Below are 24,923 nucleotides of genomic sequence, written 5' to 3' on the forward strand. Positions count from 1 at the left end.
TCCCAGCTTGACAGTGGACAGCAGCAAGCCCACTACCGCTTATAAGTTCTCTGGAAAAGTCAGCGGACAAGAGGTAACATTTGATTATCAAAAAGGTCAAGCTTTAAAAGTCGCCTATACCGGAGATATTTCTTTAGCTGACCTGTTGAAAACTGTTGGAGTGACCGACACCCAAGGAAGTGCGATATTAACCGGCTCTATAACCGCTCCCAGCTTGACAGTGGACAGCAGCAAGTCCCCTTCCGCTTATAAGTTCTCTGGAAAAGTCAGCGGACAAGAGGTAACGTTCGAGTATCAAAAAGGTCAAGAGTTAAAAGTTGCCTATACCGGAGATATTTCTTTAGCTGACCTGTTGAAAACTGTTGGAGTGACCGACACCCAAGGAAGTGCGATATTAACCGGCTCTATAACCGCTCCCAGCTTGACAGTGGACAGCAGCAAGTCCCCTTCCGCTTATAAGTTCTCTGGAAAAGTCAGCGGACAAGAGGTAACGTTCGAGTATCAAAAAGGTCAAGAGTTAAAAGTTGCCTATACCGGAGATATTTCTTTAGCTGACCTGTTGAAAAAAGTAGGAATTACTGTAGAAAGCAACGTTGCTATTTTAAACAAATCTATCTCGGATGCCAGTTTAACAATTAGCAATCAAAGTGGCAAAAGTACCAGCTATAAACTCACGGGAAAAATCACTGAAAACCCAATTGATTTGGAATTTTCCAAACAACAAATTAAAATTACCTATCAGGGAGAGACCTCGCTAGTTGATATCGTCAAAGGAGTTCCGGGTGTAGAAACAATTGCGACAGCATTATCCGTACCTATAAGCAATCCCAGCTTCGGAATCGGGCAACTTGATACCAGCAATAAAACTTTTGAAATCTCTGGAATTGCCAACTTCAACAAGGGCGATACAGGTATCGCAGCATTCATTGACAAGAAACTGGGAATTCAACAATTAAACCTAATCACAAAGGTAGATTCAAACGGAGCCAGCCTCAAAGGAAAGTTTGAAACAGATATTCTGCTATTTGGGGATAAGAACTCGCCGACAGACTTCAGTGCCACCCTCACCGGCGCCGCCTTGGGACTAGCGGTTGACAAAAAGGCGAAACCCAGTTTTGGTATTGAGGGAAATATCCTCCTCAAAAACTACGATCCTGTCCAAAAAAATGAACCGCCGTTAACACTTTTTGGCGGACTTAATCTCGATCCAAAGTCCCTCACAGCCAGCTTTGAAGTAGGTTCAGATACGCCTTGGAAAAACCCCTTTGGGTTGCAGAATTCAGAACTCAGAAATTTATCGTTTCAGCTTGGCGGCAGTTATGTATTTCCCTACATTGATAATGTTGGACTCTCTGCAGATTTGAAATTGGGCGGTTTGGATGTCAAATCTGCTGTATTCATAGCTCCCAAAGAACCAGATAAATTTGGGATGGAATTAACCGTCTATCAACCCATTGGCTTAGTGGACATTTTGTCGGTGCCCCTTAGTGTTGCAGGAGTTGATAACTCAGGTTTTGTCGGAAAAACCAAGAAATTTTTGAAAGATGTCTTAGATGTTACCATTGTATCTATCGATGGTCCAGATGAAGATCTCTTAATCGATCCCCTCATCAAGTTTGTGCCGGTGACAACTACGTTTGGGAAGACTACCTTAACCCAAGGAATTGCACTCAATGGCAAAGTAAATGCTTGGGGAAAAGAAGCTACTCTAAATTTCGCCGCAAATCCCTTCTCTAGCGATCCAAGTTTAAGCGGAAGTTTGAAGATTCCTGAAATTAACTTAGGATTTTTGAAAATCACTGGTGGCAACGATTCTACATTAGATGTAGACCTGAAATTAAACTCGAAAGAGCAATCATTAAAAGCCGATGCCGGTTTAGAACTTTTTGGCAAAAAAGTAGCCAACTTCGATTTGAGTTTTAGCCCAAAAGAAATCAGCCTCAAAAACTTTCAGTTGGGTTGGCCGGGCGTTTTAGAAATTAAGTTAGATAACTTTACCTTGAATCCCTCAAACCTGAGCGGGTCAGCATCCGGTGGAATTAAGCTTTTTGGCCAAGATCTAGCCAGTGCCAGCTTCTCTCTCAACAACGGCAATCTTTCTATATCCGGTAAGCTAGGGATTAGTGTAGCAGGCTACAACTTTGGTATTGATGTTGGGTTCACTTTAGGAGACGAAAATCGCATTCGTATGGATGTAGATTTCTTGAAAACCCGGTACAATATCGTTGATTTATCGTTAGATCCGTTTGTCGCTCAGTTTAAGGATATCAGTAGTTTAGGGACTAAAATTAAAGACGAACTATTCGGGGCTGTAGGCGACGTTGTTGGCTATGCAAAAGACCTTTTGAAGGACGGTTTAGCTGGAGTCAGCAAAGTAGGAAGTTATGTTGTTGATGCCGCTTCAGATTTGTATAAAAGCGCTGAAAGTTTTGTGTCAGGTCTATTTACCAGCAAATCTGTGAAGTTTATTGGGGGTGATGGCAATGAGGAGATAGATGGAAATGATAACAACGATGTTCTCTTTGGTAATGGAGGTGATGATACCCTAGCCGGTCGTCTTCGTTCTGACGTAATTGATGGGGGGAGTGGCAACGATCAACTCTATGGCGGAAACGATCCAGATACGATCTCTGGTGGCGATGGTAATGACTGGATATACGGACAAGGACACAGCGATAAGCTCTACGGTGGGCCCGGCGACGACTACATTGACGGAGAAGGAGATCCAAAGCAGAAGGATTTTGGAAATGATGAAATTCACGGCGGATTGGGTAACGATACTGCCTATGGTGGAAACAATAACGATCGTATCTTTGGGGATGGTGGCAACGATAAACTCGATGGTGAACTTGGGGAAGACTACCTTGAAGGCGACGCGGGAGATGATAGGATCAATGGTTCCGGCGGAAAAGACACACTGATAGGAGGGACAGACAACGACACACTGATAGGAGGGACTGAAGACGATCGGCTTGAGGGTGAGCAGGGGAACGATTCGCTCCAAGGTGAGGATGGCAACGACACGCTCGAGGGCGGCACTGGCAGCGATTTGCTTTTTGGTGGCCAGGGGCGCGATAAAATGTCCGGTCAGGAAGATAACGACACGCTCATCGGAGGAGGGGAGGACGACCTCGTTGAAGGCAACGGTGGGAATGATTCACTTATTGGTGACGGGGGAAATGATACCCTAAGGGGCCAGCAGGGCAACGACAGGCTCGATGCCGGCACTGGCAACGATTTGCTTTATGGTGACGATGGGAATGATACCCTCAGGGGTCAGCAACAAAACGATCAGCTTCGTGGCGGGTTTGGCAACGATTTGCTTTTTGGTGGTGACGAGAATGATACCCTCTATGGTGAGCAAGACAACGATACTCTTTCTGGTGGGAATGGCTCTAATCATCTTGATGGAGGAGAAGGTAGTGATTGGGCTGACTATAGCTTTGACAACGATGGAATTACAGCTAATTTATCTCAAAAGACAGTCATATCCCGACCAAGAGTGGTACAAAAGTACACATCAGACTTTTTAGACCAGCTCCGTAGGGACGGGCTCGAGATCCTAGAGTTGCCTAGGGAAGATTTTTCAGATCGCTTAATTTCCATTGAAAACGTAATCGGTTCCACATGGGACGATAACATCTCCGGCGATAGTCAAAATAACATTCACTTAGGTAGCGATGGCAACGATAGCCTTTTGGGGGAGGCCGGCAACGACACTCTTAATGGTGAGAACGGCAATGACATTCTCTCTGGTCAGTCAGATAACGATGTCCTCAAAGGTGGAAATGGTAAGGATACTCTCTACGGCGAGGATAACGGACAACAGGGAAAAACCTATGACGGCAGCCACGACAATGACACCCTAGAGGGTGGAAATGGCGACGACTATCTCGATGGTGGAGTGGGCAATGATTTTCTCTCTGGTCAGCCAGATAACGATCTCATCAAAGGTGGAAATGGTAACGATACTCTCTACGGCGAAGACAACGGACAACAGGGACAAATCTATGACGGCAGCCACGACAATGACACCCTAGAGGGTGGAAATGGCAACGACTATCTCGGTGGGGGAGTCGGCAAGGACTTTCTTCGGGGCGATGCGGGCAATGATACTCTCTCTGGTGGCCCTGGCGACGATAATTTGTCTGGCGGTAGTGGGGACGATATCTTAAGAAGCGGCGGCCTAGAGTTAAGCGATTTAGGTAACGATACCATTGACGGAGGATCGGGTAATGATACCTTGATTTTGAGGGGTAAAAAGGATGACTATACGTTTACCGAGTTAAATTCTTCCAGCGGTAAACAATGGCGAATTACTCGTCAAAATAGTGTAAAAGTTGTCATCGACGTGGAGAATTTTGAGTTTAATAATTCGTTGTCTATTCTGGACAGTTCAAGTGGTGTTGTCGGCACTTCTGGTACTAACTCAGGTAGCAGCTCAGGAACTAACTCAGGTACTAACTCAGGCAGCAATTCGGGGAGTAATTCAGGTACTAACTCAGGTGGCAATTCAGGTACTAACTCAGGTACTAACTCAGGTGGCAATTCAGGAGCTAATACAAAAGTACCATCTAGCTCTTTCGGGGAGCAGTTGTTGCGGAAGGCGTTCCGCTTTTTATTCAACGGCCCTTTAGCAGATGCCACAGTCTTCATAGATACCAACGGCAACTTGAAACCGGACGAAGGCGAACTGCAAACCATCACTGACGACAACGGAGAATACAATTTTGACGAGTCTAAAATTGCTGCATTAGATGTCAATGGAGACGGAAAAATTGACTCGAAAGAAGGACAAATTGTAGGAATTGGCGGCACCGACACTACCACCGGCCTGCCTGCAACATTACCCCTAATTTCTCAAGTCGGTTCTGCCACAGAAGCGACAAGCACGACACCCTTAACCACCCTCCAAGCAGTTCTTTCCAGCCAAGGAATTGCGGCGGAACAAGTCGAAACTTTGCTTGAAAAAATCTCAGGACTGCCCTTAGCTTCCCTGACTCAACCCTTAGACAACTTTGACCCCTACGCGGCGATTGGAAAAGATGATACCACCGGCATTAATATTGCCTCTGGTCACATCAAAGTAATGAATTTGTTGCTCAACGGCACAGCATTCCTCAAAGCAGCAAAATATCAAGGTTCTGATGCGGAAATTCAGGTGATTGTTGCTCTGGGTGAAGTGTTGCAAAAGGTTGACACCTTTGACTTAAGCAAGGGCGATGACCTGCAAAAACTCTTTACTCAATTAACCGAAAAACACAATCTCTCTATTGCAAGCGAAGCTGTAACAGCAGTCTCCGAATTAGTTGCCCAAAGCAACCACTTAGTTGACGACTTAGTAGGACAGGCGCTGACTCGTTCTGTTTCAGACGTTCTACCCAGCATCAGCCCAATCAAAAAAGCGGTCTACAGCACCCTACCCGAAGTCACCCAACAGCTAATCGAAGGAAAAATTACCGCCCAAGCATCCCAAACTAAACTCCAAGAATTACTAAAGGCAGACACGTTCTTAGTGCAGTACGCACTGAACGAAAAGCGTACTGTGAAAGTAACCGCCAGCCCAACCATCACCGAAGGCGATAGCAACAGCCAAGGACAATTTACGATCGCCCTCGGTGAAGCTGCCCCGGCTCAAGGGCTGAAAATCCTCTACACCCTCTCCGGTACTGCCACTCTGGGACAAGATTACAGCACCAAAGGCGGTTTATTTGGGGAAATTAACATCGCACCCGGAGCGACTGAAGCTGTTATCGACCTCTCGGTGTTAGACGATACCCTCCCAGAAAAGCCGGAAGCCGTAACCCTCAACCTCAAATATGTCGGCACTGGCTACGCCTTCGACCCGGTGTATAAAACCGCTGTCCTGCAAATTGCCGATAACGACGAACAGAACAGCACTAATAGCCAAAACGGGACGCGCCAAACCGGAACCTTCGGCAACGATACCCTCACCGGAACCGAAGGCGACGACAATCTCTCTGGCCATGAGGGTAACGATGTCCTGCAAGGACTGGCAGGTAACGACCAACTGACGGGCTCTGCTGGCAGCGATACCGTGGTAGGTGGAGAAGGTAACGACAAATTAGAAGGCAACTTTGGTGCAGACATCCTCCAAGGAAACGCCGGAGATGATGCGATCGCAGGCGGTGCAGAAAACGACACCCTGGAAGGAAACGAAGGAAACGACCAACTGCAAGGAAATGCCGGCGATGACCAACTGAAAGGAAACACCGGAAACGACTTACTCGAAGGCGGTCTCGGCAACGATACCCTCGAAGGCAACGAAGAAAACGATTGGTTAGTGGGTAACGCGGGACAAGACATCCTCACCGGCGGTGCGGGAGTAGACTTACTCAACGGCGGAGACGGTGCTGATGTCTTCTACTTCAACGCACCCTCCGACGACGGCGACTTAATCCTCGACTTTGACCCCACCCAAGGAGATAAAATCCAAATCTCCGCCGCGGGGTTTAATACTCAATCCCTAGCAGACTTTAGCTTCCTCGCCGGGACCCTGCAATTCAAAGGACAAGAAATCGCGCTGATTCAAAACAACGGACAAACCTACAATAACTTTCCTAACTTAGGTGAAATCGTTGAAATTGTAGACGCACCTACAGGACAGCCTGCCCCGACTGCCCGTGAAATTTCCGCTCAAACCAGTCCCAGTCTGGCAAATTCCGACTTAGTAAAAAAACCACAAACTACCATTCTTGATGATGTTATTAAGCGCGGTAAAATTAAACTCGGCACGTCTGATTTAGGGGCAGAATTTGATTTTGAATTTTCTCGTACTTTAGCAGCCGCGTTGTTTGGGGATGCTAGCAAAGTAGAAAAGCTACAAACTAAGGATGAAGCTTTGAAAATGGTAGCGGATGGGACTGTAGATGTCGCTTCCCAACGCACTACCCACACCCTCGGACGCGATGCAACCCTGAATATCGATTTCAGTTCGCTGTATTTCTACGATCGCCAAGCGGTTATGGTTCGCAAAAATAGCGGCATTGAGACCGTTTCAGACCTCAAGGGTCGTACCATTGGCATTCTTGAAGGCAGCACCTCATTAGGAAATTTACAAAATGAGCTCAGCCCTCAAGGGGTTGAATTTATATCTAAATCCTTTGCCAATATTGAAGAAGCGATGGCAGCCTACGATCGCGAAGAAATCGATGCCTTCTCGATCGACAGTTCCATAATTACCGAGCGACTCAAAAATCTCTCCAATCCAGAAAATCACCGCCTGTTAGACGTAGAATTCTCCAAAGAACCGATCGCCATAATCTTGCCCGAAAATGACTCACAATGGGCCGATGTAGTGCGGTGGGTCAACAATGTCCCGATTCAAGCGGAAGAATTTGGAATTAGCTCTGAAAACATCGACCAATTTATTGCGGCTAATACCGATAATAATCCGAATAATGACTCCAGCCCTGCCATTCGTCGTTTTCTGGGCTTAGAAGGCGATTTAGGAGCTTCTCTGGGGCTTCCCAAGGACTTCGCAGTAAACGTTATCAAGCAAGTTGGCAACTATGCAGAAATATACGATCGTCACTTCCCTGGGGTAGAGCGCGATCGCAATCTCCTCTGGAATGAGGGAGGTTTGTTGTATTCTCCACCGTTCTCTGGTACCAAGATTGATGCGACTTTAATTGATAATGACGATCGCAATTTGCTGGCAGATGTTTTGCAGCGCGGCACCCTGAAGCTAGGACTTCCCGGTAACAACCCCGGCTTTACGGTGAAGGATGCTAATGGCGAATTTGTGGGTTTTGATGTTGACTTAGGACGTGCGATCGCTGCGGCTTTATTTGGCGATCCTACTAAGCTTGAAATTCAGGTTCAGTCGTTTAAGGATAGTTTCGCCAATACAGCTAATGGTGTGGTTGATGTCTCAGCAATGGGAATAACTCAAAATCTGGTGCGCGATGCGAGTTTGGGTGTTGATTTTAGTCCGACTTATCTTTACACCGGACAAGGAGTATTAGTCAGGGATAATAGCGGTATCAGTGTTTTACCGACTCTCAACGGTCGCCGAGTTGGTATTTTGGAAGGAGCAACTTCTTTACAAAATCTCCAAGATGCTTTAAGCAAATACGGAAGTACGTTTATCCCTGTTAAGTTTGCCACAAACGATCAAATGTTTGCGGCTTACGACAAAGCAGAAATAGATGCTGTCTCAACAGACCTGACTATTCTCAGTGCCCGAATTCCTACCTTATCCAATCCCGCACAGCATCGGATTCTCGATGAAGTTCTTTCTAAAGAACCTTTGGGCTTAATCACTGACGAAAATCAATCCGAGTGGGCTGATGTAGTACGTTGGGTTTATAACACTTTAGTTCAAGCTGAAGAATATGGCATTACTTCAGCCAATATCGATGAGTTAATCACCAAGAATACTGACTCTAACTCCGCGAATGACTCTAACTCCGCCATTCGCCAATTCTTAGGCTTGGAAGGGAATATAGGTAAAGCGCTAGGTTTGCCAAATGACTTTGCTGTGAAGGCGATCAAAGCAGTAGGGAACTATGGAGAAATGTACGATCGACATTTCAATTCCAACGTTCTCCGTCGCGACAGTAACGCCCTTGCTGCTGACTTTGGCTTGCAGTATTCGCCACCTTTTTCTGGTACGACTGTGAACAATACAGTCACGGGCACTGAAGGCAATGACTTACTCAATGGCAACGGAGAGGACAATTCCCTCAATGGCAATAAAGGGAACGATACTCTCTATGGCGGTCAAGGCAATGATACCGTTTGGGGCGGCAAAGGCAATGACATTCTGTTTGGCGGTAAAGGCAATGACATTCTGTTTGGCGGTAAAGGCAGTGATACTCTCAATGGAAATGCGGGTGACGACTTGCTCAATGGTGGCAAAGGCAATGACATTCTGTTTGGCGGTAAAGGCAATGATACTCTCAATGGAGGTGCGGGTGACGACTTGCTCAATGGTGGCAAAGGACGCGATATTTTTGTGTTAACACCTGGAAATGGAACTGATGCGATCGCCGATTTTACTATTGGCCAAGACTTATTAGGATTAGCAGGCGGGCTCAAATTTGAGCAGTTAACTATTACCCAAGGTACAGGCACTCAAGCCGGGGATACCCTGATCCGTCTTGCTAGCACTGGGGCAGTTTTAGCATCTCTGGCTGGCTCATCAGCTAGTTCTATTACTCCGGCAATGTTCACCTTAAACTAATAACGAACTTTCATAAAAAAGAAGGAACAATGTATTTTTCCATTGCTCCTTCTTTCCGAGTTTTCGATGAGTCAATCTACAGCTTGACTTCGATATCTACGCCGGCTGGCAAATCCAGTTTCATCAAAGCGTCAATTGTTTTAGCAGAAGGCTGATGAATGTCGATAATGCGACGGTGCGTGCGGGTTTCAAAGTGTTCGCGAGAATCTTTGTCTACGTGGGGCGATCGCAGCAAGCAATAAATCCGTCGTTTTGTGGGTAGGGGAATCGGGCCGATCGCAGTGGCTGCTGTCCGATTTGCTGTATCTACAATCTTTTCGCAGGATGCGTCGAGAATTCGGCGATCGAAAGCTTTGAGGCGAATGCGAATTTTTTGCTGTGGAATTGTTGCCATTTTTTTTGTTGAATTTTCTAGGTTCAGTTTATTTTTAGTTATTTGTTACTTGTTATTTGTTACTTGTTATTTGTTATTTGCGATGCCCTGAGCGAAGTCGAAGGGTTGTTTGTTACTTGTTACTTGGTATCGAATATTTAATCTATCATCAATAACCACTAACTACTAACCAATCACTACTAACCACTAACTACTAACCACTAACTACTAACCAATAACTACTAACTACTCACTAAATAGCAGAAAAGCCTATTGACATTTGGCGGCTTTTCTGCTACTTAGGCTGTTAGCGGATTCCTACTTGAGGATTTTGGAAACAACGCCGGCGCCGACGGTGCGGCCGCCTTCACGAATTGCGAAGCGCATTCCTTGTTCGATCGCGATCGGGTGAATCAGATCGACAGTCATTTTGATCCGGTCACCAGGCATCACCATTTCAGCTTCCGAACCGTCATCAGCAGTGAACTGCATGATTGTACCGGTTACGTCAGTTGTACGGACGTAGAATTGAGGGCGGTAGCCAGAGAAAAAGGGCGTGTGACGGCCGCCTTCTTCTTTTTTGAGAATGTACACTTCAGATTCAAACTGAGTGTGAGGACTGATGGATTTTGGCTTGGCAATTACCATGCCTCTTTCAATATCAGCCTTCAAAATACCCCGGAGGAGTAGACCCACGTTGTCGCCGGCCAAGCCTTCTTCCAAGGACTTGGTGAACATTTCCACACCAGTCACCGTAGTGCTGCGAGTGTCCTTAAGACCAATCACTTCGACTGTTTCGCCGACTTTGACTGTGCCGCGCTCAATCCGACCAGTAGCCACAGTACCCCGACCAGTAATCGAGAATACGTCTTCTACAGCCATCAAGAAAGGCTTGTCAATTTCGCGTTCTGGAGTAGGGATGTAAGCATCTACTTCTTCCATCAGCTTGTAAATCTTGTCAACCCACTCATTTTCGCCCTTGATAGTCTTCGGATTAGCAAGCATTGCTTCGAGAGCTTTCAATCCCGAACCGGTCACGATGGGGATGTCATCGCCAGGAAAATCGTAAGAACTCAAAAGTTCGCGAACTTCCAGTTCTACCAATTCCAACAGTTCAGCGTCATCCACCATGTCTTCTTTGTTCAAGAAGACAACCAAACTGGGAACGCCAACTTGCTTAGCTAGCAGGATGTGTTCGCGAGTTTGAGGCATGGGGCCGTCTGCCGCTGACACTACCAGGATGCCGCCGTCCATTTGAGCAGCACCGGTGATCATGTTTTTCACATAGTCAGCGTGTCCGGGGCAATCCACGTGGGCGTAGTGACGACCTGTGGTTTCGTATTCTACGTGAGCGGTATTAATCGTAATACCCCGTGCTTTTTCTTCGGGCGCAGCGTCGATATCGGCGTAGTTCTTAGCCTTTGCTTGACCCAGTGCAGAGAGAGTCATCGTAATCGCCGCGGTCAAAGTGGTTTTGCCGTGGTCAACGTGACCGATTGTGCCGATGTTTACGTGGGGTTTAGTCCGTTCAAATTTTGCGCGTGCCATTCTCGATCTGTTCCTTGTTTTTTTTAGCGATTTTAGACTTGAGATTTTAGATTCTAGATTTTGGATTCAATCCAAAATCCAAAATCTAAAACCTTAAATCATTAGTTCCCTTTGTTTTTCGCGATAATGGCTTCAGCCACATTTCGCGGCACTTCTTCGTAATGGCTGAATTCCATTGTGAAGATGCCTCGACCTTGGGTTTTCGAGCGGATGTCAGTAGCGTAACCGAACATTTCTGCTAGTGGAACTTTTACAGAAACTTTGGCAATGCCCTGATCCGTCTCTTGACCCTCGATCTGACCCCGACGTGAGTTGAGGTCTCCGATGACGTTCCCGATGTAATCTTCGGGAACTTCAACCTCTACTTTCATCATAGGCTCTAGTAGCACTGGCGACGCCTTCATGACAGCTTCTTTGATCGCCATTGAACCGGCGATCTTAAATGCCATTTCTGAGGAGTCTACGTCGTGGAAAGACCCGTCTACCATAGTAGCTTTAAGGTCAATCACGGGATATCCTGCTACAATACCTGATTCGCAGGCTTCTTTCATCCCCTGTCCTGCCGGGCCGATGTACTCTTTCGGTACAGTGCCACCGACAATTTTGGAGACAAACTCAAAGCCGGTTCCGACTTCGGTGGGTTCTAGTTCGATCACGACGTGACCGTACTGACCTTTACCGCCGCTTTGGCGGATAAATTTACCTTCGGCGCGGACGGCTTTGCGAATGGTTTCGCGGTAGGCTACTTGCGGCTGACCCACGTTGGCTTCTACCTTGAATTCCCGCAGCATCCTGTCTACCAGAATTTCCAGGTGCAGTTCGCCCATGCCGGCGATGACTGTCTGGTTGGTTTCTGGGTCAACGTTGACTCGGAAGGTGGGGTCTTCTTCCGAGAGAGACTGGAGGGCTTTGGAGAGCTTCTCCATGTCTTGTTTGGTTTTGGGTTCGACAGCCACGGAGATGACTGGTTCTGGAATAAATAGGGATTCCAGAATCACTGCCGATCCGTCTTCGCAGAGGGTGTCGCCGGTGAAGGTGTCTTTCAAACCCAAGGCTGCTCCCAAGTCTCCGGCCCGGAGTTCCTCAACTTCTATGCGATCGTCCGCTTTCAGGACAATTAAGCGAGAAACTCGCTCTTTTTTGTCTTTGGTGGAGTTGAGGACGTAGGTTCCTTTTTTGAGGATACCGGAGTATACCCGAACAAAGGTCAGGCGGCCGTAGGGGTCTGCCATGATTTTGAATGCCAGGGCTGACAGGGGCGCGTTGTCGTCTGCGAATCGCTCTGCGGTGTCGCCGTTGGGCAGCAGTCCTTGAATTGGGGGAACTTCCAGGGGTGAGGGCAGGTAGTCGATCACTGCATCTAACAAAAGCTGAACGCCTTTGTTTTTGAAGGCCGAACCGCACAGCATGGGGACGATAGCTCCGGAAATAGTTCCTTGGCGCAGGGCCGAGCGGATTTCGGCTTCGGTTAGTTCTTCGCCTTCAAGGTATTTTGCCGTGAGGGCGTCGTTGGTTTCTGCTACGGACTCGATCAGCTTGGTGCGGTATTCTGCTGCGAGTTCTTTTACCTCATCGGGGATTTCTATTTCCTCGATATCGGTGCCGGTGTTGTTGTTGTAGATGTAGGCTTTCATTTGCACTAAATCTACAATTCCCCGGAAGTTTTCTTCGCTGCCGATCGGGATTTGGACGGGTACGGCGTTCGCTCTCATCCGATCGCGAATTTGACCGTAGACTTTGTAGAAGTTTGCGCCCATCCGATCCATTTTGTTGACGAACACAATCCGGGGTACGTGGTACCGATCGGCTTGGCGCCACACTGTTTCCGATTGGGGCTGCACTCCGCCTACCGAGCAGAATACTGCGATCACTCCGTCGAGCACTCGCATCGAGCGTTCAACTTCGATCGTGAAGTCTACGTGTCCGGGAGTGTCGATGATGTTGATTTTGTAATCTTTCCAACTGGTGGTGATAGCGGCGGCAGTAATCGTAATTCCCCGCTCTCGCTCTTGCTCCATCCAGTCAGTCACTGCTGTCCCCTCGTGCACTTCACCCATTTTGTGAACCATGCCTGAATAGAACAGAATTCTTTCTGTTGTTGTTGTTTTGCCCGCATCAATGTGGGCTGCGATGCCGATGTTGCGAGTTTTTTCTAGCGGGACGATACGTGCCACAGCTATCTCCTTGATTTTGTGTTGCTGTTATAATACTATTATACTACACAGAACCCGATCTTGCACTCCCAATCGACTTACAACATAAGTATATTGAGTTTATTGTTACATTTTAATATTTTTTGCAACATTTGTTTACAAAAATATTAACGATGCGACATTGAGGATTCAGAGAATGTGTGAATTTTGACTTTGGGAGTTTTGAGTTTGCTTCACGAATGGCCGGCAGCATTGCCCCAGGAGAAGCAATCTCAACAACTCAAAATAGACACTTTTTAATCGATCGCCCGATGCTTTCATGCCGCACGATCGACCTCTGATCCATGCCCGAGTTGGCAATTAGTACCGGTAGTGAGCAAAAGCCTTGTTAGCTTCTGCCATACGGTGTGTTTCTTCGCGCTTGCGAATAGCACTGCCTGTTTCGTTAGCTGCATCCATCAGTTCGTTAGCCAGTTTAGCTGCCATCGAGCGGCCTGTGCGGGCGCGGGCAAATCTGATCAGCCAGCGGAGGGCGAGGGTGGTTCCGCGATCGGAACGTACTTCCATCGGCACTTGGTAGGTGGCGCCACCTACCCGGCGGGCTTTGACTTCTACCAGGGGTGTAGCGTTTTTGACTGCTTTTTCAAACAAGTCTAAAGGCTCGGCTCCCGTGCGTTCTTGGATTGTTTTTAGGGCGTCGTAGACTATGCTGGAGGCCACGGATTTTTTGCCGTGCTGCATGATCCGTCTCACCATCATGCTTACCAACCGGCTGTTGTAAGTTGGATCTGGTGGAACTGGACGTTTTTGAATAACTGTGCGGCGAGACATAGTTCTATTTGCGATTTTTGATTTTGATTGATTGAATTTGGGGTTTTCGGCTCAGATATCCATCGATGACGATCGGATTTATTTTTGCTTCCTCACCCCGACGATCGGGCGAGCGCCCTGTTATTTTTTCGCTTTAGGACGCTTGGCCCCGTACTTGGAACGACCTTGCTTGCGGTCTTTCACCCCGGCGGTGTCTAATGTACCGCGAATGATGTGGTATCTAACTCCGGGTAAATCTTTTACCCTACCGCCCCGGATCATTACTACCGAGTGTTCTTGCAAGTTGTGACCGATCCCGGGGATGTAGGCTGTCACTTCAAAACCAGATGTCAGCCGTACCCGAGCCACTTTCCGCAGCGCCGAGTTAGGTTTTTTCGGGGTGGTCGTGTAGACTCTGGTGCAAACTCCGCGGCGCTGGGGGCAACTCTTGAGAGCTGGCGATTTGGTTTTTTTCTGCGTTTGTTCCCGTGCTGAACGGATGAGTTGCTGAATAGTGGGCATGAGTTACGGCATTTCTAGCTTTTTGCTGAATATAGTGATTTGGCGGCATCCGCACTGAAAGTCCCTTCCCCTCTGGGGGGACGGGATAAATGAAAATAATTATGGGTAAGTGAGGATACCAGACTCTATATAGTACACGACGCGGCTTTTTTTGGCAAGGAATTTGCCGCAGCAGGCGATCGAACTTCCTTCCGGGCTGCAAGGAAAGGAGCAGGCGACCACAACAGGCGAATGGTATGTGACATAATATAATTTAGGCGCAACTGTGATACAGTCCACAGCAGTCTGTAAAATTGGTGGCGATCGAAATATCGCAGCACCATTTTTCGGAGATGCCCATCAACTGAGTGCGTGCGATCGCATCACAGTCTCAGGGAGATCGACATCACATAAAGTTATATAAAATTGCCGGATCATCAGAAATATACATTGAGTTGACCTCAGATGAAAACCAAAGCTTATATTCCTGAATCTACAATTTCCGAACTTTACTTGAACATTTGGAAATCCGGTAAGATCGATCGGACGGTGTTCCACCAAATTCAATACGAAATTAATTCTCAGAGTTTTAAATGTTACGAAGAGCGAAAAATTGTCAGCAGGCTGCTCTATGCAGTGCGGCGGGGATGGGTGTCAGTCATGGACTGAGTTGATTGGGAGTGTCGAGATTACCGCCTTCATGCAAGCGCGAACAACGCACGCGGGGTGAATGAGTTTTGAGTTTTGAGTTAAAATCTCATCCATAAAATCAGAGAGATTCAAAATAGATGCACCGCTCTTGAAAGGCAATATTCAGGTAAAAGGACAGGGTATGTTTAATTCTACAGAACTGCTGATCGAGGCTTTCATTAAACAACTAGAGAACGGGTACAGCCGCACTTACGGAGGCTACAAATCCGACTATGCTGACATTATTGCCTGGGTGGGGGCAATGGCGTTAGAAAACATCGCCAGCAGCGACGCCCTTTATCACAATGTAGAACACGCCATTTGCATTACCTTGGTCGGTCAAGAAATTTTGCGGGGAAAACACATTCGCAAGGGCGGAGTATCCTGTGAAAATTGGCTGCACTTCATCATTTCTTTGCTGTGCCAAGATATCGGATATGTCAAAGGAGTTTGCCGAGAAGACCAAGCATCAGCAGGATTGTATGCTACGGGAAAAGATGGGATGAGAATTGCACTTGCTCCCGGTGCAACAGCAGCCAGCTTAGCTGCTTACCGAGTTGACAGAGCAAAACTGTTTATTGACGAGCGATTCGGCAACCACAAGCTAATTAATGCTGACATAATTAAGCAGAACATAGAACAGACTCGTTTTTCGGTGCTTGACGGCAACATTGACGAAGATGCAGTTAATTATTCTAGTTTAGTTCGCGGTGCTGACTTAATAGGTCAGCTCAGTAACCCGCAATATTTGCAAAAAATTGGCGCGCTGTTTTACGAGTTGGAAGAAAGCGGTGCTACTAAACTTTTGGGCTACCGACATCCGGGCGACTTGCTGCAAAGCTACTCAAAGTTTTACTGGAGCGGCATTTATCCTCACATCAGCGAATCTCTCGGTTATTTGCAGTTGACGCAGGAAGGCAAACAAATTATTGCTAGTTTGTACGCTAACATATTTCGGATGGAGCACCAACGTTCCGATTCTGAGGTTGCTCGATCGCAAGTCAGTTGACCGCTTGACAGTTGACCGCTTGACAGTTATCAGTTGACCGCTTGACAGTTGACCGCTTGACAGTTGTCAGCTTGTCAGCTCGCTTAGAGAATAGTTGTCAGTAGTTATTGGTCATTAGTATTCGTAGGGTGTGTCGGTTGCGAACAATTCCTAAATTTAACCTATAATCCAACACGCTTGGGTTAAGAGATTGCAATAGGTAAAACCTATGAAAAACATACACTGCGATTGCTTTCATAAAAGATCGCGTTCATGTATAGCGTTCCTCTCTTCGGAAAAGTCTTCAATGAACCGTATTGACCTAAGGATAGGTGCGGACACGCACGCTAAAAAGCCTGAGAGCAAATGCTCTCAGGCTTTTCTAGTTATATTTTTAACTGCTTGTGGCATCTGGCGGGCTAGCTCAAGCAGAGGATTTGGCTTCCTCGGCTACTTGCTCGTTGCTGGGCAATTCCAGGCAATAACCCGCGCCGTATACGGTTTTGATGTACCGAGGATGGCGGGGATCGGGTTCCATCTTGGTTCTCAGGTGTCTGATGTGTACGCGAATAGTTTCGATGTCGTCGTCGGGGTCGTAACCCCACACTTCTTTGAGAATTTCACTGGGAGAGACTGTCTGACCGTGGCGCTGGAGCAAGCAGTGCAGCAACTCGAACTCTAGGTGAGTCAGTTTGACGGTTTTAACGTACCAAACAGCTTCAAACCTTTCGGGGACAAGGGTCAGCGGGCCGTAATTCAGGATTTCCGAGTGTTTGGCAGCTTGGGGGATGCGGTCTGTGCGCCTCAGCAAGGCTCGCACTCGCGCCAGCATCTCTTCTAGTTCAAAGGGTTTGGTCAGGTAATCGTCGGCGCCGGAGTTGAAGCCTTCTACTTTGTCTTGAGTTTGACTTAAGGCGGTCAACATCAAGACGGGAATGTCGGCTGTGCGATCGTCCCGCCGCAACCGCTGACACACAGTGAATCCGTCTACTCTAGGCAGCATCAGGTCTAGCATAATCAGGTCGGGCAGCAGTTGTATTGCCAGTGCCTGACCTTTGATGCCGTCTTCTGCCTGGGTGACTTCGTAGCCAGCCATTTCTAGGTTGACGGCTACGAGTTCGGCGATCGCCGCGTCATCATCAATAACAAGTATCCGAGGCATCATCATTTATCTCACCGCTAACCAGATGGCGGAGGCTACAGCCTTCTGGGGGTTCCAGGTAACTTTAAGGAGCAATTTTTTAATTTTAAGCTTCATTAAGGATTATAAGGTTCATTAAGAACTTTCAGAACTCTGTAAATATTCTTGTACTAATTATAAGCCCTCTTGAGCGCATATCAGAAAACTGTTCGCCAAAAATCTTGCTGGGGGCTGATTTTTGGCCGGCAAGAACAGCCTCTACTTTCTTCTGGGTGCGCCTGCGACTTCGAGATCCCTGTTAACCGTTAAGTGTTAATTTTTGTTAAGTTAAAAAAAATTGTTTTTTTTGAGGGTTGCCGCTTGCTTTTTTGGGCTGTTGACGGTATTATTAAATAATATAAATCTAACTATTTTCAATAAAAAAAGCAATATTCCCATTATCAAATGGTATCATAAATAAGTCAAATAATCAACCCCCAACCTGAAACTTGAGGATTTTTTATCCAGTGGGGGATTTTTTCCGCTCGCCCTGGAAGTAGCGAAACAAAGGATAAAAACGGCTCGGACAGCTAGTGAGGGGGAGCTGGCTGACTATTTTGGCTGGGAGCAGTCGCTTGAGGGCCTAATTTTTGGAAGTAAAGACCGCCGACGGTTAGTAAGAATATTGTATAACCAACAGCTTGCAAAAGATAGATGCGATCGCGGTATCCAAAGAGCGCTTTGAGAATCACTCCCGGAAATTGCCGATCGGGCAAAACAGCTTCTGCATTCCACACCAGCGGGCCTAAAATACAGGAGTGGACTGGCGCAGTGCGATCGTAAAAAACACAAATTGCTGCATACTGGCGATCGATCTGAGACAAAATAGCAGCAGCTTGGTCAAAATGTTTCAGCGCCGACACCGCCAAACCCGCGACAATTAAGAGCAACAAGATCCCCATCAACTTGAAAAACAGGCGGATCTCAATTTTGACGCCCCACTTAAACAGCAGCGTGCCAATAATTGCCGCACCAGTTAAACCGCCCAAAGCGCCCAAAGCTGGACTCAAACCCTGTTGGAATTGAGCGCTGATAAATATAACTGTTTCAAAACCTTCGCGAAGTACGGCGATAAAAATTAAGCCGAATACGCCCCAGCCGGCATTAGTATTTTCTGTCAAAGCTGCGGTGAGTGCGCCTTCGACTTCAGCTTTGAGAAAGCGGGCTTGCTGAGTCATCCAAATTAGCATCCAGCTTAGCATGGCGATCGCGAAAATTCCCAAACTACCTTCTAGAAATTGCTTGATTGCTGGTGCGTAAGGCTGATTTGATGTTGAGAGTGCTGCGAGTAATCCATTGAATAAAACACCGACAAAACCGCTAGCAGCAATCCCGGCTGCGATACCTGTATAAACCCAAGAATTGAGGTGACTTTGTTCGGCTTTTTTCAAGCAAGCTAGAACTATTCCGACGACTAGGGCTGCTTCTACGCCTTCGCGGAGGGTTATTACAAAAGTTGGGATGGCTTCAGTAAAGTTCATTAGTTATTGGTTATTGGTTATTAGTTATTAGTTATTGGTTATTGGTTATTGGTTATTGGTTATTGGTTATTTCCTACATTGCTCCTTCTGAATTCTCATTTATGACTAACACTCGATAATTAATCCGTGTATAGGTGTCAAACTCTCTTAGAGTGGTTTTTTTCTTCATTTTTCCTTCGAGAGTGCAAGCCACTAGGCTGGGAGGCTGAAGCATTTGGACATAACATCACAATGTTTGTTAAAAAAATGTCGCCCAAATGCTTCAGCCCTACATCTCACTCACAAGCAGGAAATTATTTGTTGGAGATTTCTTTGTGGTTATTGTTTCTTGGTTGTTATCATCAACAACTAACAAATAACCAACCAGCAACAACCAATAACTAAATCAACTGTAATCCCGCAGCATTTTTTTGAGTTCTACTTGGTGCAATTCTTCTTGTCCGATCAGGGTGCGGGCGTATTCTTCGAGATAAACGCTGGAGTCTGTGACGACTTCTAGTAAGGATTTATACTTTTTAAGCGCTTTTTTTTCGTGATTTAAACTTTCTTCCAACAAGTCTTTGATGGAGTGTTTGTAGGTTTCTTCGATCGGGGCAATTTTCTGACTGGGATGCCCGTCTAAACCTGTTAAAATTTCTCCGGCTTGTTGGGCGTGGAGTAGGGATTCGGTTGCTTGTGCTTGAAAAAACTGCACGATGGGAATTCGGTTTGGCCCTGTCACCATGAGTGCATAGTGGGTGTAGCGCACTACTCCTGCTAGTTCCCATTCCATGATGGTGCATAACAGTTCCTGGGTTTTTTTATCGTCAAGTTCTTTCATTTGTTGTAGAAGTAGAATGCTTTATAGAGCGCTATTCATAGTATCACATTTTTAGTTAACAAGCAAAAGCAAGGTGCACGCCGTGCACCTTACTGGATAAATGTTGCAGTTGAGTTATGGGTTGACTTCTAAAGTTCCAGCAGGAGCAAATACTACTGTGAACTTTGCGACTGGTACTGCGCTGCTGCTGGTAGTTTCGGCAGATTTGAGCAGATTTGGCAGGGGAGTTTCTTTACTGAAATCCTTGGCTGGTTGATTTAGGGGCTCGAAGTTGCCGATCGCCCCGTCTTGACTTGCAGTGACTCGATAGACTAGATTTTGAGTGAATGTGGGGTTAGCTTGCCAAGTCTGATTGATGCGATCGTACACTTTTAGAGCTAACTCATCTAGTTTGGTGCGATCGGTAATTTCTGCTGTCTGATTAGTGACCTCAACCGCCTGAACTTCCTGCTTGCCCGCTGACACGGGTACTGCTTGGACAGTCTTATCTGTAGGGCTACTTGCAATAGCCGTTTCAGTAGACTTATTAGTGAAAGGCACAACATCGGGAGACTTTTCAGGCAGTTTTTTCTGACTGTTAACAGCTAAAGCCGAAGGTATTGTGCTGCTGGTAATAGCTGGTTCCGTCGGTTTACTCGCAACAGCATTATCGGGTTTTTTACCCTCAATTGTCAAAGACTTGACGTGAGAGCCGAGAAACTTTTCTTTTTGGCTGACGCGCCACATGGAGATGGGAAAAGTCACAAAGAAAAGAGTCAAAACTCCCATACTAATCCAAACAATTTTGTGCATCTCCTTGGCTGGGAGTGGCTTATTTTTTGTTTCCATTGACAACAAACCTCACATTACTTAAGTTAACGGTAAATAGGGGAAAAGAGGATGCCATGACATAGCTGTCGCAGCAACTAATAAACTAAACATCCAGAAAAATATGGTGCGGCTTTTAATGTTCTTGTTCTTCCATAAAATATGGAGAATTGACCAACTGACAAGCCAACCGACAAGCAACATAGTTTCTTTACCAGTGTAACTGCCGATGTTGCCCCACAATTCGTCACCAGTTTTGCTGCCGGGAATCCAAGTACCGAGGCTCCAAAGCATTTCGTTTATCTGTTTTGATGTGTCGCCTAAATGGTGACTCACCATCATTGTGAAACAACCAATTGCCGCACTAATTACTGCGGCTGCCGCCGGCCCGGAAACGCTAGGCGCAGTTTCTGCTCCCTCTGCTAAACCACCGGGAAAGTGTTTTAATTTGCTCCAAAACTTCCCGTAAAAAGGTTCTTCAATTGCCTGCTTTTGCCTGGATAATTGTCTAGTCATCCCTAAAATCTCCTAAGTTTGGTAATTGGTAATTAGTCAGTGCTAATACTTTCAAATAACGATTAACCGCTGACTACAGAGCGTGAATTTTCGCAACGCCAAGCCCGCTTACCATGCCTCCCATTGAAAAAAACATGATTGCCATCAAAGCCACGCAGGTAGCTGTTAAAACTGGGCGATTGTGCTTCTCTAAAATTGAGTCGCCGTAGTTCCACAAAATCCAGGTACAAGCTACTGCTAAAGGCAATGTAAACAGCACGCTAAATTCGTGATATTCCATCAAAACGTACTGCACTAGAGGAGAGTTTTCTTTCAGCGCTGCCCTTGCTCCACCGAAATCCATGCCTGCTCGATACCGCATATAAGCCCAATTGCCAGTAGCAATGGCCAAAAAACTCAAAAGAGTTGACCAAAAAGCTAATGTACGCATTTGCGGCAAGATTTTAGGGACACCCCGCAGCAAGGGGAAAGCTAAATGTCCCGTGTAAACCATCACTACCATTGCAAACATTGCACCCATGCCGTGAATGGTTCCCATCAACCGTTGCCAATGGCTGGGATGCAGTAGGTTGACTAAAGGTAAAAATAGAAACATACCAGCCGATAAAAAACTCAGTCCGTAAATAGAAACTTGAGCGATATCTAACTGTCTGGGAAATTCTGATGGAACTAAATCGGTAGTTGAGTCTGGTGCTGATTGTTGCACGGCTGGCGGGCCTCCTTGAGTGTGGATTGTGCGGATAAGTACTTGAGAATAGTTGCATTAGTATTTTCAGGTTCTTGAGAATATAAGCCGTGCAGGAAGAGTCGATCGCACATTCACGCGATCGACAACCGCCAAAACACCACTTCAGACATATTGACTGCAATAATATCTTGGTTTTTAGTTTCTCAAACACCAAAAATCCTTGCTATGGCTAGCTTATAGCTAATTTTGCTGCTTTTATTGTTGAACAACTAATGCTATTTATTCTCAAGAGTTGAGAATAAAACTAATTATTAGCTTTCCTTTATAACTTTATAATTTCTTAAGATTTTGGTCGGAGCTTTGATATTGATACATTCCACAGCTAAAAATTATAAGTTTATTGATAATTATTATCAAAAAGCTGGCAAATGCTGGCTGTAGCTACAAAATACGATTAATTTTTAAGAATTATTTAATCTCCGATCCCCACTCCTGAAAATTCTGGCTGTTAAGCTGGAAGCTTTGCAGGATAAGCGATCGCCCGCCACGACTTCCCCGATCGCCCCCGCACCAATGCCCCCATAGGGGATTGTAAAGTTTTGTAAAAAATACTTGACTAAAAGGTTGGCACTTCTCTCATTTGGGATATATCGATGCACATACCTGATGGTTTTCTTTCACCGCCAGTAGCAGTTGCCACCGGCATAGCAAGCGCAGCAGTAATTGCAGTTGCCCTAAATCGAACCCGCGCCAGTCTTGGGCTGCGGCAAGCCCCTATCATGGGATTAACTACAGCTTTCGTGTTTGCAGCCCAAATGATCAACTTTCCCGTAGCCGGTGGCACCAGCGGGCACTTGTTGGGAGGGGCGCTGGCATCCGTGGTTTTGGGGAGCCCTTGGGCGGCAACTTTGGCGATGAGCACAGTTTTTATTATTCAAAGCGTCTTGTTTGCCGATGGGGGGATCACCGCCCTGGGTGCCAATATTTTTAACATGGGGCTAGTTGGCATTTGGGTGGGCTGGTGGCTGTTAAAGCCGTTGCAGCAACTATTGGGAGGTTCCCGGAATCGTTTACCCCTCGCTGCGGGCATCGCTGCCGCCCTGAGTGTGGTTGCTGCTTCTGTTTGTTGCGCGATCGAACTGGCAATTTCTGGTACTGTACCGCTGAATATCGCATTGCCAGCAATGGTAGGCGTACATATTTTAATTGGTATTGGCGAAGGGGTAATTACAGGCGGTGTTTTAACTTATCTTGTGAAAGTCCGGCCGGATTTATTACCAGGAGAACAGCCACAATTGCAGAAATGGTTAGCGCCAGTAGTGGGAGTTTTATTAATCTCCGGTGTGCTTTCGCTGTTCGCTTCAAGTTGGCCTGATGGGTTAGATTCGGTAGCCGAAAAATACGGCTTTAAAGATAAAGAAGCTGTGGCGATCGAAAACCCAACTCCTTTAGCAGATTACACAGTTAAAGGATTAGAAGAACAGCCTATCGGTACTAGCATTGCTGGACTTTTGGGATCTGCCGTCAGCTTCGGTACGGCTTTTGGTATTGCTCAGTTGGTAAAACCTAAAGATGTTTAAACTCTCCATACCTTTTCGATTGCGGCTGTCTTTGACAATTGTCATCGGCATTGGTTTTATGAAAACTGGGGCTTGGCTGTGGCTGGGGATTTATGGGGCGATCGCACTTTTTTGGTCATTTTCGCTGAAAGCCCCGCTGCGAACCCTAGCGCAACTGTTGGGAGCAGAATTGCTGTTTCTCTCGCTATTAGTGCTGCCCCAAGGTTGGGAACGCGCCAGTTTTCTGTTGCTGCGTTCCCTAATTTGCCTGCTAATTATGAACAGTTTTCTGCTAACTTTGCCACCCCACAGTTTCGGAATCGCTCTCAAAGGATTGCCTCTACCAGCAGGTTTGCAAGAGATTGTACTTTTAGCCGGACAATACTTAGAAATTCTGCAGGCGGAAGTCAACCGCATGAAAAGATCCGCCCAACTCCGAGGCTTGTCCGGTACCGGAGGATGGCTGCGCTATGCCAGTGCTTCTATGATTGGGGCGCTTTATTTGCGAAGTCTCGATCGCGCAGAAAGAGTACACGCAGCCATGATGATTCGCGGCTATCAAGGAAGTTTGCCATCCGACTCAAGATCTACACCAAAAGAGCGACTCTGGCTGACAGTGACAATTTTAACCGCAGCCGGATTGACAATAGCTTCTTATGGTAATTGGGCATAGGGCATAGGGCATAGGGCATAGGAAATTGATTAATTCATGCCTCTATCTTTTTCCTTATCCCCTCCCCTCTCTGCGCTCTCTGCGCCCTCTGCGGTTAAAAACTCTTAATCTAAAAATCGAGGAAAATAAAAATTGACTAATCTCAAATCACCGCCAACCATCGAAGTGCAAGACTTAGTATTTGGCTATACGGAACAAAAACCTGTATTGCGGGGACTTTCCTTTAGTTTGCAACCGGGAGAAAGAGTTGCTTTACTGGGCTTGACAGGTGCTGGGAAAAGCACTTTGCTCGAAAATTTAATCGGCTTAAAAATGCCTCAATCTGGGGAGATTAGAGTGCAGGGAACTAAGCTGGAAGCGACGACTTTATCGCAGGCGCGGAGGCTGATTGGATTTTGCTTTCAAGATGCTAACGACCAGCTATTTATGCCGACTATTTTGGAAGATGTCATGTTCGGGCCGCGCAATTATGGGGTGCCGCCGGGTGTGGCGCGCGATCGAGCTTTAGCCCTGTTAGACGAATTCCGTTTGGTCGAATTTGCCAACCGTTCGGCCCACGAACTGTCTGGCGGTCAAAGAAGGTTAGCAGCATTAGCCGCAATTTTAGCATTGGAGCCTGCCATTTTAATCTTAGATGAGCCGACCAACGGGCTAGACCCCTCGTGGCGCCGTCATTTGGCTAAGGTTTTGTCGCAATTGCCGATCGAGGTAATTTTGATCGCCTCCCACAATTTGAATTGGATCGGGAAAACGACTCAAAGGGCGCTAATCTTGGCTGATGGGCAGATTCAGGTCGATCGACAAACTGAAGATTTGCTGAAAGATCGATCGACTCTTGAATATTACAATTTACCGCCAGATTGGTAATTAGTGATTGCTTCGTCGTCAGGACTCAATTCCTGGGATGAATGCGGAAGGGAGTCCTCAC

General features: G+C 46.6%; 19 protein-coding genes. 7 read left to right on the forward strand and 12 right to left on the reverse strand.

Annotated elements, in window-relative coordinates:
* The first annotated feature begins 13 nt into the window (after positions 1-13).
* On the forward strand, positions 14-9,208 hold the full coding sequence (locus tag QUB64_RS22180) for a transporter substrate-binding domain-containing protein (protein WP_333394202.1): 9,195 nt from the start codon (positions 14-16) through the stop codon (positions 9,206-9,208).
* Between the two features lie 76 nt (positions 9,209-9,284).
* On the opposite strand, the gene rpsJ is transcribed toward QUB64_RS22180, so the two are convergent.
* The 3 genes from rpsJ to fusA all read right to left on the reverse strand — a co-directional run bounded on the left by rpsJ (position 9,285) and on the right by fusA (position 13,303).
* Complete coding sequence (gene rpsJ / locus QUB64_RS22185) at positions 9,285-9,602, reverse strand: 30S ribosomal protein S10 (protein ID WP_194011386.1); 318 nt, start codon at positions 9,600-9,602, stop codon at positions 9,285-9,287.
* 297 nt (positions 9,603-9,899) lie between these two features.
* The gene (tuf, locus tag QUB64_RS22190) at positions 9,900-11,129 is read right to left on the reverse strand and encodes an elongation factor Tu (protein ID WP_333272856.1); all 1,230 of its coding nucleotides are present in this window, start codon (positions 11,127-11,129) and stop codon (positions 9,900-9,902) included.
* 101 nt (positions 11,130-11,230) lie between these two features.
* Positions 11,231-13,303: an elongation factor G gene (gene fusA, locus QUB64_RS22195; protein WP_333272859.1), complete on the reverse strand. Its 2,073-nt coding sequence runs from the start codon at positions 13,301-13,303 to the stop codon at positions 11,231-11,233.
* Positions 13,304-13,482: 179 nt separating this feature from the next.
* Here fusA and QUB64_RS22200 point away from each other — a divergent pair, with 179 nt between their 5' ends.
* A complete protein-coding gene (locus QUB64_RS22200; RefSeq protein ID WP_333272862.1) occupies positions 13,483-13,623 on the forward strand; it encodes a hypothetical protein in 141 nt (46 codons plus the stop codon).
* A 19-nt stretch (positions 13,624-13,642) separates the two neighbouring features.
* Here the strand turns inward: QUB64_RS22200 and rpsG are convergent, their stop codons facing one another.
* From rpsG to QUB64_RS22215, 3 genes are all read right to left on the reverse strand, one after another.
* Complete coding sequence (gene rpsG / locus QUB64_RS22205; RefSeq protein ID WP_006632196.1) at positions 13,643-14,113, reverse strand: 30S ribosomal protein S7; 471 nt, start codon at positions 14,111-14,113, stop codon at positions 13,643-13,645.
* Positions 14,114-14,233: 120 nt separating this feature from the next.
* Positions 14,234-14,614 (reverse strand): 30S ribosomal protein S12, encoded by a 381-nt coding sequence (gene rpsL, locus QUB64_RS22210; protein ID WP_096831142.1) that lies wholly within the window; start codon positions 14,612-14,614, stop codon positions 14,234-14,236.
* A gap of 125 nt (positions 14,615-14,739) precedes the next feature.
* Positions 14,740-14,937 (reverse strand): hypothetical protein, encoded by a 198-nt coding sequence (locus QUB64_RS22215; RefSeq protein ID WP_333272865.1) that lies wholly within the window; start codon positions 14,935-14,937, stop codon positions 14,740-14,742.
* A 121-nt stretch (positions 14,938-15,058) separates the two neighbouring features.
* On the opposite strand from QUB64_RS22215, the gene QUB64_RS22220 reads away from it, so the two are divergent.
* Together QUB64_RS22220 and QUB64_RS22225 are read left to right on the forward strand one after the other, a co-directional pair.
* On the forward strand, positions 15,059-15,262 hold the full coding sequence (locus QUB64_RS22220; RefSeq protein WP_333272868.1) for a hypothetical protein: 204 nt from the start codon (positions 15,059-15,061) through the stop codon (positions 15,260-15,262).
* A gap of 163 nt (positions 15,263-15,425) precedes the next feature.
* A complete protein-coding gene (locus QUB64_RS22225; RefSeq protein ID WP_333272870.1) occupies positions 15,426-16,292 on the forward strand; it encodes an Npun_R2479 family HD domain-containing metalloprotein in 867 nt (288 codons plus the stop codon).
* A 403-nt stretch (positions 16,293-16,695) separates the two neighbouring features.
* On the opposite strand, the gene QUB64_RS22230 is transcribed toward QUB64_RS22225, so the two are convergent.
* The 6 genes from QUB64_RS22230 to QUB64_RS22255 all read right to left on the reverse strand — a co-directional run bounded on the left by QUB64_RS22230 (position 16,696) and on the right by QUB64_RS22255 (position 21,781).
* Complete coding sequence (locus QUB64_RS22230) at positions 16,696-17,433, reverse strand: response regulator transcription factor (RefSeq protein WP_333273012.1); 738 nt, start codon at positions 17,431-17,433, stop codon at positions 16,696-16,698.
* 548 nt (positions 17,434-17,981) lie between these two features.
* Complete coding sequence (locus QUB64_RS22235) at positions 17,982-18,932, reverse strand: FTR1 family iron permease (protein ID WP_333272873.1); 951 nt, start codon at positions 18,930-18,932, stop codon at positions 17,982-17,984.
* Between the two features lie 385 nt (positions 18,933-19,317).
* Positions 19,318-19,752 carry a ferritin-like domain-containing protein gene (locus QUB64_RS22240; RefSeq protein WP_333272875.1) on the reverse strand — a complete coding sequence of 145 codons (435 nt, stop codon included), beginning with the start codon at positions 19,750-19,752 and terminating at the stop codon, positions 19,318-19,320.
* A 114-nt stretch (positions 19,753-19,866) separates the two neighbouring features.
* Complete coding sequence (locus tag QUB64_RS22245) at positions 19,867-20,580, reverse strand: hypothetical protein (protein WP_333272878.1); 714 nt, start codon at positions 20,578-20,580, stop codon at positions 19,867-19,869.
* A gap of 21 nt (positions 20,581-20,601) precedes the next feature.
* Positions 20,602-21,075 carry a hypothetical protein gene (locus QUB64_RS22250; protein ID WP_333272880.1) on the reverse strand — a complete coding sequence of 158 codons (474 nt, stop codon included), beginning with the start codon at positions 21,073-21,075 and terminating at the stop codon, positions 20,602-20,604.
* A gap of 73 nt (positions 21,076-21,148) precedes the next feature.
* Positions 21,149-21,781 carry a hypothetical protein gene (locus tag QUB64_RS22255; protein ID WP_333272883.1) on the reverse strand — a complete coding sequence of 211 codons (633 nt, stop codon included), beginning with the start codon at positions 21,779-21,781 and terminating at the stop codon, positions 21,149-21,151.
* Positions 21,782-22,416: 635 nt separating this feature from the next.
* Here QUB64_RS22255 and QUB64_RS22260 point away from each other — a divergent pair.
* The 3 genes from QUB64_RS22260 (at position 22,417) to QUB64_RS22270 (ending at position 24,862) form a co-directional block, all read left to right on the forward strand.
* The gene (locus QUB64_RS22260; RefSeq protein ID WP_333272885.1) at positions 22,417-23,343 is read left to right on the forward strand and encodes an energy-coupling factor ABC transporter permease; all 927 of its coding nucleotides are present in this window, start codon (positions 22,417-22,419) and stop codon (positions 23,341-23,343) included.
* Positions 23,336-23,995, forward strand: a complete 660-nt coding sequence (locus tag QUB64_RS22265; RefSeq protein WP_333272888.1) for an energy-coupling factor transporter transmembrane component T family protein — start codon at positions 23,336-23,338, stop codon at positions 23,993-23,995. Before QUB64_RS22260 ends, QUB64_RS22265 begins: the two co-directional genes overlap by 8 nt.
* 132 nt (positions 23,996-24,127) lie before the next feature.
* Positions 24,128-24,862: an energy-coupling factor ABC transporter ATP-binding protein gene (locus QUB64_RS22270; protein ID WP_333272891.1), complete on the forward strand. Its 735-nt coding sequence runs from the start codon at positions 24,128-24,130 to the stop codon at positions 24,860-24,862.
* Positions 24,863-24,923: the final 61 nt, after the last annotated feature.

Source organism: Microcoleus sp. Aus8_D2 (assembly GCF_036702665.1).
In the GTDB taxonomy this organism is placed as follows: Bacteria; Cyanobacteriota; Cyanobacteriia; order Cyanobacteriales; family Microcoleaceae; genus Microcoleus.

What these genes read in the sequence shown, in the direction of transcription:
- rpsG (WP_006632196.1), bottom strand. Translation starts at nt 14,113, where the DNA reads ATGTCTCGCCGCACAGTTATTCAAAAACGTCCAGTTCCACCAGATCCA.
- QUB64_RS22215 (WP_333272865.1), bottom strand. Translation starts at nt 14,937, where the DNA reads ATGGTGCTGCGATATTTCGATCGCCACCAATTTTACAGACTGCTGTGG.
- QUB64_RS22265 (WP_333272888.1), top strand. Translation starts at nt 23,336, where the DNA reads ATGTTTAAACTCTCCATACCTTTTCGATTGCGGCTGTCTTTGACAATT.
- QUB64_RS22225 (WP_333272870.1), top strand. Translation starts at nt 15,426, where the DNA reads ATGTTTAATTCTACAGAACTGCTGATCGAGGCTTTCATTAAACAACTA.
- QUB64_RS22240 (WP_333272875.1), bottom strand. Translation starts at nt 19,752, where the DNA reads ATGAAAGAACTTGACGATAAAAAAACCCAGGAACTGTTATGCACCATC.
- QUB64_RS22245 (WP_333272878.1), bottom strand. Translation starts at nt 20,580, where the DNA reads ATGGAAACAAAAAATAAGCCACTCCCAGCCAAGGAGATGCACAAAATT.
- QUB64_RS22260 (WP_333272885.1), top strand. Translation starts at nt 22,417, where the DNA reads ATGCACATACCTGATGGTTTTCTTTCACCGCCAGTAGCAGTTGCCACC.
- QUB64_RS22250 (WP_333272880.1), bottom strand. Translation starts at nt 21,075, where the DNA reads ATGACTAGACAATTATCCAGGCAAAAGCAGGCAATTGAAGAACCTTTT.
- QUB64_RS22230 (WP_333273012.1), bottom strand. Translation starts at nt 17,433, where the DNA reads ATGCCTCGGATACTTGTTATTGATGATGACGCGGCGATCGCCGAACTC.
- QUB64_RS22235 (WP_333272873.1), bottom strand. Translation starts at nt 18,932, where the DNA reads ATGAACTTTACTGAAGCCATCCCAACTTTTGTAATAACCCTCCGCGAA.
- rpsJ (WP_194011386.1), bottom strand. Translation starts at nt 9,602, where the DNA reads ATGGCAACAATTCCACAGCAAAAAATTCGCATTCGCCTCAAAGCTTTC.
- tuf (WP_333272856.1), bottom strand. Translation starts at nt 11,129, where the DNA reads ATGGCACGCGCAAAATTTGAACGGACTAAACCCCACGTAAACATCGGC.
- rpsL (WP_096831142.1), bottom strand. Translation starts at nt 14,614, where the DNA reads ATGCCCACTATTCAGCAACTCATCCGTTCAGCACGGGAACAAACGCAG.
- QUB64_RS22220 (WP_333272868.1), top strand. Translation starts at nt 15,059, where the DNA reads ATGAAAACCAAAGCTTATATTCCTGAATCTACAATTTCCGAACTTTAC.